Source organism: Pseudomonas khavaziana, from assembly GCF_036704165.1.
GTDB lineage: Bacteria > Pseudomonadota > Gammaproteobacteria > Pseudomonadales > Pseudomonadaceae > Aquipseudomonas > Aquipseudomonas khavaziana.
In genome coordinates, this window is the sequence record NZ_CP129946.1 from 2,248,184 (window position 1) to 2,264,822 (window position 16,639).

Sequence of the window (16,639 nt, forward strand, 5' to 3'; positions counted from 1 at the left end):
ATCAGTAATGATCGGCGTTTTTGTGTGTGCTGAATTTACCTCACCCGCGCACTGCCAGCACTCAAGTGGCCGCAGGCGCCTCCTGTCTTGGCATAAAAAACCGCGCAAACAGCTCGGACTGCGACTTTATATTCAACTTGCTATAGATGTTGCGGCGGTGGACTTTGATGGTTTCCGTCGACAGCGACAGCTTCCCGGCGATCTCCTTGTTGGAAAAGCCGCTGAGCAGCAACCTGAGTACATCTTTTTCGCGAGCGGTTATCTGGGCCTCCAACTGGGCTATGGCTTCAGCCCATGGCGCTGGCTCGGCAATGTTCTTTTCCTGGTCGATTTCAAAACACATGCGTTGGTGCATCATCGCCGTCACCCACGGCTTGATCATGTCGAGCATGGTAACTTGCGCCTGTGTGAACCGCACGTTGCTGCCAAACGACATGCACAAGGTTCGGTCGGCATCGAGGCGTACGTTGTATTGCGCCTCATCGACCGAGATGAATTGCGCAAAATACTGATGGTAGTACTCGGTCTCAAGAAAGTGTTCTGGCGCAATATCGAGCAGATGGAAGAAGCCGCTCTGCGGGTTTTCTCGATCAGCGATATAAAACGGGTCGAGTAGATAAAGACCTTTCACATATCGATGAATAAAGGCGTCAACCTCTTCGCTGTCAGCTACCTCAGGCAGGCTGATCACACGCACAGAGTGATCGCCGAAAACCAATACAACCCAATTGTCTATCTGCACGTATTCATTCAATACACGAATCAATGAGCTCCAGAATTCTGGCCGATTGAGCTGCATGATCAGTTTCCCAACGGATCGATGCCAAGCCAGGCTATGAAGGTCAAGCGACATGTTCTACCCCTTTAGGGTTAGGAGTTGGCAGGCCATGGCTAAGTATTTCTAGGTATTTACTATTCAACCATGCCCGGTATATTCACCCCGAACTAACGATAGCCATGAAGGCATGTCGGGTGGACAGGGATAGTCATATGAGTCGATCACACTTGCGAGCTATTTTTTTAGCCTCGCTGCTGGGAGCCGCAATCAGTACACCGGCAGGCGCCGCCCAATCTTCGTTGTATCTGTATAATTGGTTCGGGTTTCTTGAGCCGCAGACCCCGAGGGAATTCCAGCAGGAAACCGGCATCAAGTTGCACATGGACGCCTTCGACAGCGCAGAAATCATGCAGAGCAAGGTGATGGCCGGACGCACCGGGTATGACCTGGTGGTGGCCACCTCCAATGTGCTGCCCGGGCTGATCAAGGCCGGCGTATTGCAGCCGCTGGATCGCTCGCAATTGAGCAATCTGTCGCACATCGATCCCGATATCCTCGCTCTGCTGGCGGTCAATGATCCCGGTAATCGCTACGCCGTACCCTACGTATGGGGTACCACCGGCATTGGCTACGACGTGGATAAGGTCAAGGCGGCACTGGGTGAAGATGCCCCCGTGAACAGCTGGGACCTGATCTTCAAGGAAGAGAACATCAGCAAGCTCAAGGCATGTGGCGTGGCCATGCTTGACTCGCCCAGCGAGATCATTTCGATTGCCTTGCACTACCTCGGTCTGCCCAGCAACAGCACCAACCCCGAGGATTATCAGAAGGCCCAGGCCCTGTTGTTGAAAATCCGCCCCTACGTCCTCTATTTCGACTCCTCTCGCATCGACACCGACCTGGCCGACGGCAATATCTGTGCCGTCGTAGGCTGGGCCAACGGTGCCCTGGCGGCGCAGGCGATCAATGAAAAGTCCAACAGCGGACGCAAGATTGCCTACAGCCTGCCCCGGGAAGGGGCATTGGTCTGGTCTGAAAACTGGGTGCTGCTCAAGGATGCCCGGCACCCCAAGGCCGCCCTGGAATTTATCAATTACATGTTGCGGCCACAGGTGATCGCCAAGACATCCAACTACATGCTCTATCCCAACGCCAATAAAGATGCCACGCAGTTTGTCGAGCAGAAGCTGCGGGATAACCCGTGGATTTATCCCGATAAAAAGACCATGGCAACGTTGGTTCCGCTCGAGCCCCTGCCGCTGAAGGCCGAGCGCATCCGCACCCGTGTGTGGACCAAGGTCAAGAGTGGTACGTGAGGGTAGAACTATTGGCCGGCTGACCACAGGGCGGGGGCCGGGGGAGGGATACAGCATGCGCCAAGGTGTTGATCAGGGCTATCTGGAGTCGGACGACTATAAGGCATACAAAGAGATTGAAGAGCAGATCGGCCTTTGTACGCCCGAACAAGCCTGGGCCATGTATTACGTCTCGACGGGCATGGTGCGCGAGAACATTACCCTGGCAGTGATGGAGCACATTGGCAGGGGCAACCGCGCCTTGTTGCTTGAGTTCCCCGATCTGGTGCGGGTCGAGGGGCGTGACTATGAGCCCGGAGCCCTAGCCTCCAGCTGGCCCTTGTTGCGACGGCACCGCAGATAGCTCATGGGCCCTTTCTAATGGAAAAGCACACCTTGATCGTAGGGCGTTCTTGTAAAGCATGTAGGGATAGTCTGTACTTTTTGTGGGGGAGATGCGTTTCTTTGTCGTGATCTTTACTCTGGCCGCCCATTCTCCTTGTTCACTTCAGAGAACTGCCCAGATGCTTCAACTCGATTTTTATTCAACCCTGGTGGCCGCTTCGCTGGTGCTATTGCTGGGGCGATGGATGGTGGCGCGGATCGGCTTCTTGCGCACCTACAATATTCCCGAACCGGTCGCCGGTGGTTTGTTGGTCGCCCTGCTACTCCTGGCCTTGCGCGGCCTGGCTGATATCGAGGTACGCTTCGACCCCTCTTTGCAAACTCCCTTGATGTTGGCGTTTTTCGCCACTATCGGCCTTAACGCAGACTTCGCCAGCCTGAAGAAGGGCGGGCGCATAGTGGCCATATTCCTGCTGGTGGTAACCGCGCTGCTGGTGTTGCAAAACGCCATGGGTATCGCATTGGCCACGGCGCTTGGCCTGGACCCGCTGATGGGCTTGCTGGCTGGCTCGGTGACATTATCTGGCGGACATGGCACTGGCGCGGCCTGGGGCGCGGTGTTCAGTGAGCAATATGGCGTGGCTTCCGCATCTGAGTTGGCAATTGCCTCGGCGACGTTTGGCCTGGTACTCGGTGGGCTGATTGGCGGCCCCGTGGCGCGCTTGCTGATCAAGCGAGTCGAAGTGCCAGGCGTCGGGCAACCGCAGCCGCTCTTGCCCAAGGGGTTCGAACAGCCCAATCAGGAGCGCCTGATCACGGCGTTTTCGTTTATCGAGACCCTGGCGCTGGTGGCGATCAGCCTGAAGGCCGGCACTTTGCTCAATAGTGCCATCCAAGGCAGCGCCTTCGAATTACCGACCTTCGTCTGCGTATTGTTCGTCGGTGTGGTGCTGCGCAATGGGCTGTCGATCCTCGGCTGGCATCAGGTGTTTGATCGCGAAGTGTCGGTACTGGGCAATGTCAGTTTGTCGTTGTTCCTGGCGATCGCGCTGATGTCGCTCAAGCTCTGGGACCTGGCGGCACTGGCCTTGCCGATTGTTATCCTGTTGGCTGCGCAGGCGCTGTTGATGGCGTTGTTTGCGATTTTCGTGACGTTCCGGGTAATGGGCCGTAACTACGACGCGGCGGTATTGGCGGCCGGTCATTGCGGATTCGGGCTTGGCGCCACACCCACGGCGATTGCCAATATGCAGGCCGTGACCCAGCGCTTCGGGCCGTCGCATATTGCGTTCCTGGTGGTGCCGATGGTCGGGGCATTCTTCATCGATATCACCAATGCCGTGGTGATCAAGCTGTACTTGGCACTGCCGTTTCTCGGAGCCGCCGGGTAAGTCGCTTCACCCCATGCCCATCGCTTTCATCGCCTGGGCCAAGCGCTGGGTGGCTTGCGCGATTTCATCCCGGTCCAGGGATGCAAAGCCCAGGCGCAGCGCATTTTCCGGGCGGTCGTTGGGTGAAAACTGACGACCGCTGCGCACCACCAGCCCATGGTCCAGGGCGGTGGTTACCAAGCGATCCACGTCTATTCCTTCCTCCAATCGTACCCAGAGCGCCAGCCCGCCCTCAGGCTCGCGCACCTGGATGCGATCGCCGAATGCCTGGTCCAGGCAATCGCGCAGCACAGTTCGGCGCGCCAGGTATTCTTTCGAGACGCGGCGCAGGTGTTTTTTCAACTCACCGTCATTGATCAAGTCCGCCAGCATGGCCTGCGCCACCCCATCGGCATCGCCCACCATCAAGGCGGCATTGCGCTGCAAAACCTCAATCACCTGGGTGGGCGCCACGATGTAGCTGCAACGAAACGTTGAGCCCAGCACCTTGGATAACGAACCGATGTAGATCACATGGCGCTGGGCGCGGTCACTGGCCAGCGGCAGGTAGGGGCGGCCGCTGAAATGGTATTCGTGATCGTAGTCTTCCTCTATCACGCAAAAACCATGTTGCGCAGCCAGTGCCAGCAGGTGTTGCCGGCGTGCTGCATGCAAGCTCACGGTAGTGGGGAACTGATGGTGGGGCGTGAGGTAGATCATGCGCACGTCATGCTCGCGGCATAAACGGTCTATCTGGTCGGTGCGGCAACCTTCATCATCGATGTCGACCGTGACCAGCTGCGCGCCGAGTTTTCGGAAAATCTCCCACGCCGGCGGGTAACTCAAACGCTCCACCAGCACCACGTCGCCGGGCTTGAGCAGCAGGCTTGCGCTCAGGTACAGGGACATCTGGGTGCCCTGGGTCAGGCAGATATTCTCGGCATTCACCGTCAGCCCACGATTATTTCGCAGCATGTCGGCCAGGGCGCAGCGCAAATGGTAGCCGGTGCCCTCACTGCCGTAGCGCAAGGTGTTGGAGGCAAAGCTGTTGCGCAATGCATGGCGATAGTAGCGATGCAAGACGGCCTGGGGCAGCAAGCGGTGATCGCTGGTGCCATTGTCGAAAAACAGCGCGCCATGTCGATGCTGGAGAGCGACCACTTGGGCGTTGTGGGTGAAATACGGCACCACCGGCTGCTCCAGCAGCGGCGGCGCGAAGGACGGTTGCGCAGCACTGGGCATGGGCTTGGGCGTCAATTGCGCATTGACGAAGGTGCCACGGCGCGGCTCGCTGATCAGCCAGCCTTTGGTCATGGCCTCTTCGTAGGCCAGGATCACGGTCTTGCGGTTGACGTTGAGCAACTGCGCCATCTCCCGCGTGCCCGGCAGCAACGTCCCAGGCGCCAGGCGGCCTTCGAGGATGGCAGTGACCAGGCCCTCGGCAATCTTGCGATAGGACGCCTGGTGGGTGTCTTCATCGAGTTTGAGCAGGGGGCGCCATTTACGCATCTGGACCATCTGAATTATCCAAAACTGGAGGTTCTAATGGGCCTAGTCTAGCGCAACAATCAGGTCTCACTTACCTCGAGGTCCTTATGAGCACACGCCATGTCATCGAACTCGCCCCCTCGGGGAAAACCTTTGAAGCCGGTGATGAACTGTTGCTGGATGCAATGCTTGCCAGCGGCTTGACCGTGCCGTTTTCGTGCCGGCGTGGCGCGTGCGGGTCGTGCAAGGTGGTAGTGGCCGACGGTGCGTACCGTGCTAAGCCTCTGGACCCGGGAGCCCCGGCACCGTCCTATCCGCTGGCCGCCAATGAAATGCTGCTGTGCCAAAGCCATGCCTGCTCCGACATGCGCCTGGAAATTCCAGGCTGGTCGCTGGACACGCCCGCGCTCGTGGTCGAGGCAACGGTGCTGGGCAAGCGCACGCTCAGTCCGGATGTCATCGAGTTGATCCTGATGCCGGATATGCCGCTGGCGGTGCGAGCGGGACAGTACGTCAAGTTCCGCCTGGTCGACGGTGATTCGCGTTGTTTCTCGATCGCCAACCTGCCGGCCGAAAGCGATGGGCGCCTGGTGTTCCAGATTCGTCAGGTGAGCGGCGGGCTGTTTTCCGAGACCTTCCTGGGCGCCCTTGAAGCCGGCGACCTGTTGCAACTGGAAGGGCCTTTTGGTGCCTGCACCTGGCAGGACGATGACGCTGCGCCGGTCGTGCTGTTCGCCACGGGCACGGGTTACGCAGGCATCAAGCCGATTCTGCTGACCGCCTTGAAACGCGATGTGGAGGTGACGTTGTACTGGGGCGGTGCGCAGCCGGCAGATTTTTATGATCGTTTGTTTTTGGACAGGATGGTCATGGACCACCCGCGTTTTCACTGGCATCCGGTACTGGCCTCAGAGGGCCGGGTGCAGGAAGTTGCGCTGAGTCATGGGCATCACTGGCAGGCTGCCCAGGTCTATGCCTGCGGTAACGGCGCGATGATCAGCCAGACACGTGCGGATTGTCTTGAAGCGGGCCTGCCCAGCCACCGGTTTGTCGCGGAAGCCTTTGTGCCCAGTGGCCGCTCGAGTGCGGGAACGCTCTCCAAACCTTTGGACCCAGTCTGGGAAAAAGTCGGCCCACGTTACTCGCTGGACGGCATGCTCGCCGCACGCGAGCAGTCCATCCGCGCCCTGGCGGCGATCGCCAGCCAACTGAAGGTGGGTATGACCACCGGCGAAGCCCTCGATATGGCTGCCGAGCAACTGCACGCCATGGGCGCGTCCCACACCTGGCATCCAACCTACATTCGCTTTGGCGCCGACACGGTGCGCCCACCCCGTGAAGGCATTGACCGTCAACGCAGGCTGCGCGCCACGGACATCGCCGTGGTTGACCTGGGCCCGGTGTGGGATGGCTACGAAGGCGACTATGGCGACACCTTTGTGTTCGGTGATTGGCCGTTGCACCTGGCCTGTACAAAAGCCCTGCATGAAGTATTTAATGAAACCCGTGAAGCCTGGCTACGCGGGCTGACCGGACGTGAACTTTATGACTTCGCCGAGCAGAGCGCCGAGTCCAAGGGCTGGAGGCTGGCGCGCAACCTCGCAGGGCACCGCCTTGCGGATTTTCCCCATGCGCTGTTCGAAAGCAAGGTGCTGGCGGAGCTGGAAATCCCACCGAGTGAGATGGCCTGGGTGCTGGAAATCCAGCTGTGCCATCCCACGGAGCCGGTTGGTGGTTTTTTTGAGGATATGCTGATGCTGCAAGCCTGACGAGCCCGCCATTGCGGCGGGCTCCCATTGCGCTCAGAGCTTGGGCAGTTGGCCAACTCGGCCGATCATTTCAGTGACAATCTGCAGGTCCAGCAAAAACTGCTCGACGGTCTTGAACTCACCGTCGGTGTGCCCGGTGTACTTCTCTTCAGGTCGCGCCAGGCCGAATTGCACGCCATTGGGCAGGTCATGCACGGAGGTCGCGCCGGCCGAGGTGCCAAACTTGTGCGCCATGCCGAGGTTTTCCGTGGCGACCGCCAGCAAGGCCTTGACCCATTCACCTTCAGGGTTGCGGTACATCGGCGTATCCAGCGAGTAGGTAAAGTCCACCTTGACCTGGGTGCGTTTGTCCCAGGCGCTCAACTTCTCGGCGATTTCGGCTTTGAGTTTTTCTGGCGATTTGCCCTTCGGCGCACGCAGGTTGACCGCCAGCTTGAAGGCTTTGTCATCCAGGCCGACAAAGGTCGGCGAGGTGGTCAGCGGCCCCATGAAGTCATCGGCAAAGCCCACGCCCAATTTGCCGCCCAGGTAGTCCAGGCCCCAGTTGTCCGCCGCATACTGGGCGGCGTCGGTGATGTGGTTGTGCTTGAGGGCAATCTTGCCGTCCAGGCTGTGGATCAACTCCAGCATGCGTGCCACCGGGTTGATCCCGGATTCAGGTTCGGAAGAGTGGGCAGACACGCCAGTGACGGTGAGTTTGACGTCCTTGCCGTCGACCTGGGCGGTCACCTTGAAATTGCCGCCATTTCGTTTCGCATAGTCAGCCCCGGCCTGTTGCAGGCTGGCGGCCAACTCAGCGGGTTTATCGCTGACCAGCGTGGCAACCGAGGCCGAAGGAATCTGGTTGGTGGCCTTGCCGCCAGTCATCGCAATGATTTCTGCGCCTTGGCCTTCGCCCTTGCGCACCGGGAAGGTGGCCATGACGGTGCCCGAGCCTTTTTCGGCGATCACTACCGGGTAGCCGCCATCCAGCGCCAGGTTGTATTGCGGCACGGGATTGCGTTCGAAATAGTAAGGAATGGCGTCACCGGAGGTTTCCTCGGTGGTGTCCACCAGCAGCTTGAACGTGCGCGCCAGTGGCAACTTTTCTTCCTTGATCACCTTCATGGCGTACATCGTCACGACGATGCCGTTCTTGTCATCCTCGGTGCCACGGCCATACATGCGGTCGCCGATCAGCGTGACCTTGAACGGGTCGAGCTTGGTGCCGTCTTGCAGTACCCAATTCTCCGGGGTCACCGGCACCACATCGGCGTGGGCATGTACACCGACGACTTCATCGCCGCTGCCTTCCAGGGAAATTTCGTACACACGGTTATCGACGTTACGGAAGTTCAGGTTGAAGGACTTGGCCAGGGCCTGGATCTTGTCGGCGATCTTGAGGAATTCCGGGTTTTTGTACTGTGGCAGACCGTCTACATTGAACGTCGGGATCTCCACCAGTTCGCGCAGGGTTTCCAGGGCCGCCTTGCCGTACTTCGCCCGGGTGTAGATGCCTAGCAGGCGGTTGATTTCATTCTGCTGCCCGGCGTTCAGGGGCTTGTTGTCGAGAAAGGTGCTGATAGCCGGGCCGACGTCACTGCTCTTGCCCAGGTCGCCCTTGGCCAGGGTGCCGAGGAAACCGCGGAAATCGGTGACCGACGTGTCGCTGAAGCTCTTCAGGATGGCCGCGCTTTGTTCGGCGCTGATGTTGGCGAGCGCAGGGGTGGTGACCGCCACAAGGCTGGTAGCGAACAGGGTGGCAACCACCAGTTTTTTCAGGGGGAAGTGCATGGTGAGAGGCATTCCTTTGCAGGTAGTGAGTAGGGCGTTTCTGACGGATAAGACAGAAACATTTTCACACACTACCATTACTCAGGTGCCCCAGGTCAATGCTGGCCAGGATGGGGCGCGGGGTACTCATCAGTCACGTTCAAGGCTCTAGCGTAGGGCCCGTCCCACAACTGTTCATGCAATTGCCCCACACGCCTGGCCATTGCTTCACTGCGCATCACCACCTCCAGGTTGCGCGAGTTATCCAGGTAACCACCCAACCAGTTGCTGGTGCCGATCCACGCCACTTGCCCGTCGATCTCCATGGTCTTGCTGTGGATCACCCGCGCGTAGGGGATAAAGCCTTGCTTGGCCTCGGGCAGCGTGACGATCTTGATCTCGACGTTGGGCAGCACTGCCAGGCTCTTGAGGTAGGGCAATTCCAGCTTGTCGGTGTTCCAGTTGGACACCATCAGTTTGATCGACACCCCGCGGGCAGCTGCGGCGCGCACGGCGTTGTCGATCACCGCGTAGTACGGCCGGGTCCGATCCGGGCCGTAGGACAGCGGCGCATAGTCGAGCAATTGCACGCGGACTTGTTTTTTTGCTTCGCCCAGCAGGCGTGGCAGTTCCAGCTGTGAGTCGCCTACGCCGGGCGGGTTGTAGCGTTGCGGGCTGGCCACCAGGTAATTGCCGACACGTGTAGGTTGCTGGCCGGTAGTTGGCAGCGGCACCGGTTGCTTGTCGGCGAGGGCGGCCTGGGCTTGCCAGTCCTGATCGAAGATCGCCTGGACCTGGCCCACCACCGTCTCGTCCGTGATCCGCAGCCCGGTTTCGTGAATATGTTCCAGGGAGCGCCAGTCGAAATTCTGGCTACCGATGAAGGCCTGCTTGCCATCCACCACAAGGTATTTGGCGTGGATGATGCCGCCGCTCAGTTGTCCGTAGGGCAGCACACGGAAGGTCAGGTTGGGAATCGCACGCAGGCGTTCCAGGGTGGCGGCTTCCGATAACTTGATGCCTTTTTCTTCCAGCAGGAAACGGATTTTCACACCGCGCCTGCCGGCAGCCTCAAGGTGTTCGATGACCTTGTCCATCACCGAGCCGGGATGATCGGCGGCGTAGAACTGGCCGATATCAATGCGGCTTTTCGCGCCGTCGAACAACTCGATCCATACCGCGCCGGTCTGGCGCAGGTCGCCAGTGTCCAGGGTGGTGTCCACCGGCACGGTATGCACCAATTCAAACCCTGGAATGGAAAAGTCCGCCTGGGCCAGCGGACTGAGGAGCAAGCCGGCGAGGATTGCAATACGCAACTTCATCGAAAGGGACATAAGCGTCTCATCGGACAAAAAGAAGGGGCGGGTGCATGACGCGCCCGCCCGGCGGATCATGCCGTGCGGCTGTGAAGCGGGGTCGGCACGCGGTGTGGTGCTTCGGCCTGCTCGCGGGCGCCGCTGGCTGCGCGGATCAGCAGGATCTTCAACTGGTCGTTGATGCGTTCCAGGCTATCCTGGAAGAAGTTGTGGAACACCACGCAGAACAGCGCGATGGCGATGCCCAGGCCGGTGGCGAACAAGGCCGTACCGATACCACCGGATATCTGCCCTGGGTCGGAAACCCCCGCCGTCGCCAATGCCTTGAAGGTGTCGATGATGCCCAGAATGGTACCCAGCAAGCCGAGCAGCGGGGCAGCAGTGGTGATGGTCTCGATGATCCACAGGCTGCGGGCCAAGGGGGCGCGGGTCTTCAGGTATTGGGTTTCGATTTCGTCGTCGAGGTCTTTGCGCGAGCCATTGGACGCCTTCTGCGCCAGCACCGGCAACACCATGTTCAGCGGCAGGCTGTGGCGGCGGGTCAGGCTGTCCGGCAACTCGCGTTCGCTGTGCACCTGGGGGCCCAGGGCGTCGGTGAGGGCGCGGGCCTGGCGACGCACATAGGCGAAGTAGATACCGCGTTCGATGGCGATGAAGATCGCGATGGCCATCGCCGCATACATCACATAGAAGGTGACGTCGTGGAGCAGGTTCATATCCATGATGGTGTTCCTCTTGGGTCAGTCTTAGAAATTCGCTTCCAGCGAAACCGTTACGGTGCGGTCCAGGCCGACGATGTACGCCGGGTCGCCATCGCGGAAGCCGCTGTAGCTGGCCGCGTTGGTCTTGGTGGTGTACACGCCGTCCAGGTATTTCTTGTCGAACAGGTTGTCGACGTTCAGGCGCAGGGTTGCGTCCTTGACCACCTTCTTGTCCACCGGCAGGTAGATACCGGCGCCGAGGTTGAATACGGTACGTCCGGAAATCGCTTCGTCGTTGGTCAGGTCGCCGTAGAGCTTGCTGGTGTACTTGCCGCCGAAGGTGCCGTAGAAGCGCCCGTCGTCATAACCGATGTTGGCCGCCAACATGTTCTTGGGCACGTTGGCGAACTGCTTGCCGCTGGTGGGCAAGACGATGGCTTTGCCGGCGTTGTAGACGGTCATGTCGTCTTGCTGCTCGGCCTTGGTGTAGGTGTAGGAGGTGTAGTAGTTGAAGTGGTGAGGCAACTGGCCGCTCCATTCCAGCTCCAACCCTTTGTTGGTGACCGCACCGACGTTGATGTCGGCAGCATCGCCGTTGATGTCTTTGGACGACACCTGGCGGTTCTTGAAGTCCATGTAGAACAGGGTGGCGGCCAGGCTCATGTCGTCGCCGCTGTAGCGCCAGCCCAACTCGTGGTTCCAGCTGGTTTCCGGCTCGAGGTTGATGGAGTCGGCGCCCTTGTCGTAGAGGGCGTAGTTCTGCGGTACGCGCATGTTGCGCGAGAGGCTGTAGAACAGTTGGTCACGCTCGTCCAGCTGATATTTGAGACCGACGTTGGGCAGCAGTTTGTTATAGGTCTGGTTACGTTTCTCCGGCTGCTCGGTGAGGCTGCCGTGGTTGGTGCCGTCACGCTCGACGTTCATGTACGCAAGGCCGGCGATGAAGGTCCAGTCCGGGTTGATGTACCAGGTGTCCTGGGCCCAGACTTTTTGCGCCGGGGTGACAGTGAAGCGGTCGCGCCCCTGGATCTGGTTGCCATTGGCATCGACGATGGCACTGTTGGAGTCGGGCCAGGTATCGACCGGCTTGCCATTGCTCTTGAGTGGAATGAACGGCTGGGTCTGGCTCTGGCGTGCGCGCTCGTACCAGTAGCCGAACTGCAGGCTGTGGTCGCCCAGGTCCCAGGTCAGCTTGGTGGTGATGCCCGGACGCCAGGTCTGGGTGCGCGAAGGGCGGTAGTACACGCCGCTGTTCGGCGTGCCATCGGCGTTGTATTGCGCGGCGGTGGGCAGGTTGCCGAGGTCGAACACACCGCCCTGGTTCGAGCCGCGGTTGAGCGCATAGGCGGACGCGCCGACGCCGCTGCCGTTGCCCCAGTAGTAATACGGGATCACCGACAGGGCCAGGTTGTCGGCCAGTTTGAACTGGGTGTTGAGCACGGCGGTAAAGGTCTGGAACGGGTTCTGCGCCAGGGCGTAGTAGCTGTTGTACTTGCCGTTGCTGCCTACGCTCGGCGTCGCCGGGTAGGGATCGTACTTGCGGCCGTTCTGCTGGAATTGCGCCTTGGTCAGCTGGCTGTAACTGTTATTGTCCTGCTCGTGGTACTTGAGGATCAGGTTGGCGGTGTTGCCGTTGCCGGCGTCGAAGAAGCTGTTCCACTCCACCTTGTCTGCACGCACCGCGCCCGAGCCACGCCACATCTGCCCTTCGGTATGGGACACCGACAGCCAATTGCTCAGGCCGTTGATCTCGCCGGTATTGAGGCGGGCGAAGGTCTTGCGCGTGGCGTTGCTGCCGACGACTTGCTTGACGAAGGCGCCGGTTTCCTTGGTCGGGCGAATGGTCACGATGCCGATGTTGCCGCCGCTGGAACCGATGTGCGGGCCGTCGGCTTCCGCTGCACCCTGGGTGACGAAGATCTGGTCGATATTCTCCGGGTCGCCCAGCAGGTTGGAGTACAGCGCATAGTTGCCGGAGTCGTTGATCGGCATGCCGTCCACCGACATACCCACCTGGTCGGAGTTCATCCCGCGCATGCTGAAGCGAAAACCCGAGAGACCGGTATTGTCTTCACTGGAGATGTTCAAGCCCGGGGTGTACTTGAGCTTGTCGATGGCGTTGCCCGTCGCGGCCTGCTTGTCCAGGGCTTCCTTGGTTACCGTGGAGCGGCCCTTGATGCTCTCCTCAGGGACCATATAACCGCCCCCTGCGGTCGCCTTGCCTTGTACGCCAATGGTGCCGACGTCACTGTCGCTGGTCTCTGCCATGACCATTCCCTGGGTCATGCTGGTCGCGGCAACGAGTGCCAGATGAATACGGGTGAACTTCATCACTGTCGTCCTGGGTCGGGTGCTTATTGCACGCTGTAGTTGAAGGTGGCGGTGAAGCGTTGCTCGTTGCGCCCCCCGAAGGCTTGCTCGGGGAACGGCTTGACTTGCTTGATACGCCGCAAGCTGTTGGTGGCGGCCCGGTTGAGCAGCATGCTTGAGGCCGGGCTTTGTACGCCGGAGTCGAGAACGCGACCCTGGCGATCTACCAGCAACCACACCACCACCTCGCCACTCGGGCGTTCGAGGGACGCCTGGCGCCCGGTGGGGTACTGCTTGTAGGTGTCCAGTTCGTTGCGCAAGCCTTTGAGGTAACCGCCTTCCAGGGCCTGGCCATCGACTTTCGGTGGCGCAGGCGGGGCCGGCGGCGCCACAGGTGCTGTCGGGGCCGCCACGGGCGCAACGGGTTTGGCTGCGGCCACCGGCGCAGGCGTTGGCGCGGCCTTGGCAACCACCGGCTTGGGCAGCGGTTTTGGCTTGGGCTTGGGCTTGGGTTCGGGTTTGGGCAGCGGCTTGGGGGGCGGTGGCGGTGGCGCCGGCTCGGCCTCTTCATCTTCGATCACCGGCGGTGGCGGCTCTTGCTCCACCACCGGTTCCGGGACGACTTCCGGCTCCGGTTCGACCAATGCCAACTCGACCGCCGACTCGTCATAAACCGGCTCGACCTTCAAGGTCTGGGATTGGATACCCAGTGCAATCAGCACCAGGGCGATCACGGCCGGGACACTCCCCAGCAGCTGACGCGCACGAAACAGCACGTACATGATCAGGACTTACGCGTAGCGATGGACACGGAAGTGAAGCCACCCAGGCGCAGGGTGTCCATCACTTCCACCAGGCGCGAGACTTCCACGCCTTTGTCACTGTTGACGATGATCGTCGACTTGCTATCGGGCTTTTCGGCGGCCTTCAACGCCGGCACCAAGGCATCCACCGTCAGGTCCTTGCCGTCGAGTTGCAACTGGCCTCCCAGGCCCAGGGTGAGGATGAATTTGTTTTGCGGTTTGAGCTGCTGTGAACTGCTGGCGCTGGGCAATTGCGTCTTCATGCCGAGCGCGGGAATCACGTTCAGGCTCACTAGTACGAAAAACACCAGCAGGAACATCATCACGTCGATCATCGGGATCAGCTCGATGTGCGCCTTGCGTTTCTTGGGTTCGTCCCAGGTTCTCATTCCGTTACCCCGTCAGTGAATTAGGGGCAAGACGCTAACAGGCAAAAATGACCGAACGGTTAACTTTAATTGACGGTTTAAAGGCTCTAGGACGCATCTTTCAGAAAACTTACCGGTCACTTTTGCGACGTAATGAAACTGACACGCGGCGGGTACATTCTCGAGGAATTTATCTCGGGAGCCGCCCCGTATGCCCACTGCGTTGCCTCATTTGTCCACCCCGCGCCTACAATTGCGCGCCTTGGAAGCGCACCAGGCCGAGGTGCTTTTCGCGCTGGCCAATGGGCCGAAAATTGCCGACAACACGGCCAATATTCCATCGCCCTATACCCTGGAAACAGCGCAGGCGTTTATTGCCGGAGTCGGCGAAAAATACCGCGCCAGTGAGTGTCTGAACCTGGGGATGCATCTGCGTGACTCTGGCGAATTGATTGGCATGGTCAGCCTGCGTCTGAGCGCTCGTCATCACTACGGGCACTTGGGTGGCTGGGTGGCGGCGCACCGCCGTAACCAGGGGTATGCCGCCGAAGCCGCGAGCGCGGTGATGCACTTCGGCTTCGCTGAACTGGGGTTGCAGCGCGTAGGCAGCCAGTGTTTTGGCCGCAACAAGGAATCTGCGCGAGTCATGGAGAAAATCGGCCTGCGTTATGAAGGCTGCATGCGCCAGGCATTTCTGAAAAATGGTGTGTACGAGGACCTGCTCGGGTTTGCCATCGTGCGTGGCGATTGGGAGCAACGGCTATGAGCGGTGTCGTGGACCACGACCGGCGTCGAGTACTCAGCGGGCTGGCGGTCGCTACGGCGTTTTCCATCCTCAGCCCGTTTGCGCGCAGTGCCGGGGTGGATTACCCGTTCACCCTCGGCGTGGCGTCCGGCGATCCGTTGCCGGATGGTTTTGTGATCTGGACGCGCCTGGCGCCTTTTTTCAACGCTGTGGATGGGCGCGGCGGGTTGAGTCGTCCAGTGCCGGTACGTTGGCACGTCGCCACTGATGCGGCGATGACGCAGATCGTGAAGCGAGGCGAGGTCACGGCGACCGAGCGTTTTGGCCATTCGGTGCACATCGAAGTGGCAGGGTTGGAGGCGGGCAGGCCGTACTGGTACCAATTTGAAGGGCTGGGCGCGCAGAGCCCGGTGGGCCAGGCGCGCACCACACCTGCACTGCATGCCATGGCCTCGGCCCGGCTGGGGTTTGTGTCCTGCTCGCACTGGGAACGCGGTTATTTCAGCGCCTACCGCCACCTGGCTGCCGAGCAGCCCGACTTGGTGTTTTTCCTCGGCGACTATATCTACGACAGTTCCTACGCGGCGGATTCCGGCAAGGTTTGTCGCTCCCATGGCAGCGGCAATGCGCAGACCCTGAGTGACTACCGCAACCGCTACGCGCTGTACAAGACCGACCCGGACCTGCAGGCCCTGCACGCTGCCGCGCCCAGTGTGGCGACCTGGGACGACCACGAAGTGCAGAACGACTATGCCAACCGTTGGTCCCAGGACCCGAAGGTGGGCATGGCGCAGTTTCTGCAGCAACGGGCGGCGGCTTACCAGGCGTACTACGAACACATGCCCCTGCGCACCAGCAGCGTGCCGAAAGGCGCGGACATGCGCATCTACCGGCGCCTGGACTATGGCCGGCTCGCCCGTTTCCATGTGCTCGACGGCCGTCAATACCGTTCCGGGCAACCCTGTATCCAGGCCAATGGCAGTCGCCAAGGGCACATTCAGACCAGCCCATGCCGTGACTTGCGTGACCCTGCCCGCACGTTGCTTGGCTGGCAGCAAGAAGCTTGGCTGGACCAGGGGTTTGCCCAGTCGAAGGCGCAGTGGAACGTGATCGCCCAGGACCTGCTGGTGGCGCCGCTGATCCAGCGTGATCTCACCAACCACAAGCCAGGGCGCTGGACCGATGGCTGGGATGGCTACATGGCCAACCGTTCGCGGATGCTGGCGTCCATCACCCGCCATCGGTTGAGCAATCCGGTGTTCTGGGGCGGTGACATACATTCGTTCTGGGCCACGGACCTGCATGCAAAAGCCGACAATCCGGACTCGGCGGTGGTCGCCACCGAGTTTGTCGGCTCGTCGGTGACGTCAGACGGGCCACCCTATGACGCCTTTATGAAGATCATGCCGCTCAACCCCCATGTGAAGTTTTTCGACAGCCGCCAGCGCGGGTACGTGTCGGTGGAGTTGACGGCCCAGCGGATGCTGACGAACTTTAGAGCGATCAGTGACCCGCGTGACCCAGCGGCGACGGTGTCGACGTTGAAGTCGTTTGTCAATGATTCAGGCCAGCCGAGCGTGGCTTTGTAGGAGCGAGCTT

Annotated in this window: 14 protein-coding genes; 6 read left to right on the plus strand and 8 right to left on the minus strand. The window is 60.2% G+C overall.

The window, feature by feature from the left end; all coding sequences use genetic code 11:
* Positions 1-61 precede the first annotated feature (61 nt).
* Complete coding sequence (locus QYQ93_RS10075) at positions 62-853, minus strand: helix-turn-helix transcriptional regulator (RefSeq protein ID WP_043051360.1); 792 nt, start codon at positions 851-853, stop codon at positions 62-64.
* A 137-nt stretch (positions 854-990) separates the two neighbouring features.
* Here QYQ93_RS10075 and QYQ93_RS10080 point away from each other — a divergent pair, with 137 nt between their 5' ends.
* The 3 genes from QYQ93_RS10080 to gltS all read left to right on the plus strand — a co-directional run bounded on the left by QYQ93_RS10080 (position 991) and on the right by gltS (position 3,809).
* Entirely contained in the window at positions 991-2,094 is a 1,104-nt protein-coding gene (locus QYQ93_RS10080) for a polyamine ABC transporter substrate-binding protein (protein ID WP_338476834.1), read from the plus strand.
* Between the two features lie 55 nt (positions 2,095-2,149).
* Positions 2,150-2,437: a hypothetical protein gene (locus tag QYQ93_RS10085; protein WP_043051358.1), complete on the plus strand. Its 288-nt coding sequence runs from the start codon at positions 2,150-2,152 to the stop codon at positions 2,435-2,437.
* Positions 2,438-2,597: 160 nt separating this feature from the next.
* The gene (gene gltS, locus QYQ93_RS10090; RefSeq protein ID WP_338476835.1) at positions 2,598-3,809 is read left to right on the plus strand and encodes a sodium/glutamate symporter; all 1,212 of its coding nucleotides are present in this window, start codon (positions 2,598-2,600) and stop codon (positions 3,807-3,809) included.
* Between the two features lie 6 nt (positions 3,810-3,815).
* Here gltS and QYQ93_RS10095 read toward each other — a convergent pair whose 3' ends face one another.
* On the minus strand, positions 3,816-5,306 hold the full coding sequence (locus tag QYQ93_RS10095) for a PLP-dependent aminotransferase family protein (protein ID WP_338476836.1): 1,491 nt from the start codon (positions 5,304-5,306) through the stop codon (positions 3,816-3,818).
* Positions 5,307-5,383: 77 nt separating this feature from the next.
* On the opposite strand from QYQ93_RS10095, the gene QYQ93_RS10100 reads away from it, so the two are divergent.
* A complete protein-coding gene (locus tag QYQ93_RS10100; RefSeq protein WP_338476837.1) occupies positions 5,384-7,045 on the plus strand; it encodes a M24 family metallopeptidase in 1,662 nt (553 codons plus the stop codon).
* 33 nt (positions 7,046-7,078) lie between these two features.
* Here QYQ93_RS10100 and QYQ93_RS10105 read toward each other — a convergent pair whose 3' ends face one another.
* The 6 genes from QYQ93_RS10105 to QYQ93_RS10130 all read right to left on the minus strand — a co-directional run bounded on the left by QYQ93_RS10105 (position 7,079) and on the right by QYQ93_RS10130 (position 14,316).
* Positions 7,079-8,818: a dipeptidase gene (locus QYQ93_RS10105; protein WP_338476839.1), complete on the minus strand. Its 1,740-nt coding sequence runs from the start codon at positions 8,816-8,818 to the stop codon at positions 7,079-7,081.
* Positions 8,819-8,913: 95 nt separating this feature from the next.
* Positions 8,914-10,131, minus strand: coding sequence for a phospholipase D-like domain-containing protein (locus QYQ93_RS10110; RefSeq protein WP_338476840.1), 1,218 nt, complete (start codon positions 10,129-10,131; stop codon positions 8,914-8,916).
* A gap of 56 nt (positions 10,132-10,187) precedes the next feature.
* Complete coding sequence (locus QYQ93_RS10115; RefSeq protein ID WP_043051352.1) at positions 10,188-10,835, minus strand: MotA/TolQ/ExbB proton channel family protein; 648 nt, start codon at positions 10,833-10,835, stop codon at positions 10,188-10,190.
* Between the two features lie 24 nt (positions 10,836-10,859).
* Positions 10,860-13,145 carry a TonB-dependent receptor gene (locus QYQ93_RS10120; protein WP_043051351.1) on the minus strand — a complete coding sequence of 762 codons (2,286 nt, stop codon included), beginning with the start codon at positions 13,143-13,145 and terminating at the stop codon, positions 10,860-10,862.
* Positions 13,146-13,168: 23 nt separating this feature from the next.
* Positions 13,169-13,906 (minus strand): energy transducer TonB, encoded by a 738-nt coding sequence (locus QYQ93_RS10125; protein WP_338476841.1) that lies wholly within the window; start codon positions 13,904-13,906, stop codon positions 13,169-13,171.
* 2 nt (positions 13,907-13,908) lie between these two features.
* Complete coding sequence (locus QYQ93_RS10130; protein WP_043051349.1) at positions 13,909-14,316, minus strand: ExbD/TolR family protein; 408 nt, start codon at positions 14,314-14,316, stop codon at positions 13,909-13,911.
* 190 nt (positions 14,317-14,506) lie between these two features.
* On the opposite strand from QYQ93_RS10130, the gene QYQ93_RS10135 reads away from it, so the two are divergent.
* Positions 14,507-15,061, plus strand: a complete 555-nt coding sequence (locus tag QYQ93_RS10135; RefSeq protein ID WP_338476843.1) for a GNAT family protein — start codon at positions 14,507-14,509, stop codon at positions 15,059-15,061.
* Positions 15,058-16,629, plus strand: a complete 1,572-nt coding sequence (locus QYQ93_RS10140) for an alkaline phosphatase D family protein (protein WP_338476844.1) — start codon at positions 15,058-15,060, stop codon at positions 16,627-16,629. The genes QYQ93_RS10135 and QYQ93_RS10140 overlap by 4 nt, the downstream gene beginning before the upstream one ends.
* Positions 16,630-16,639 lie beyond the last annotated feature (10 nt).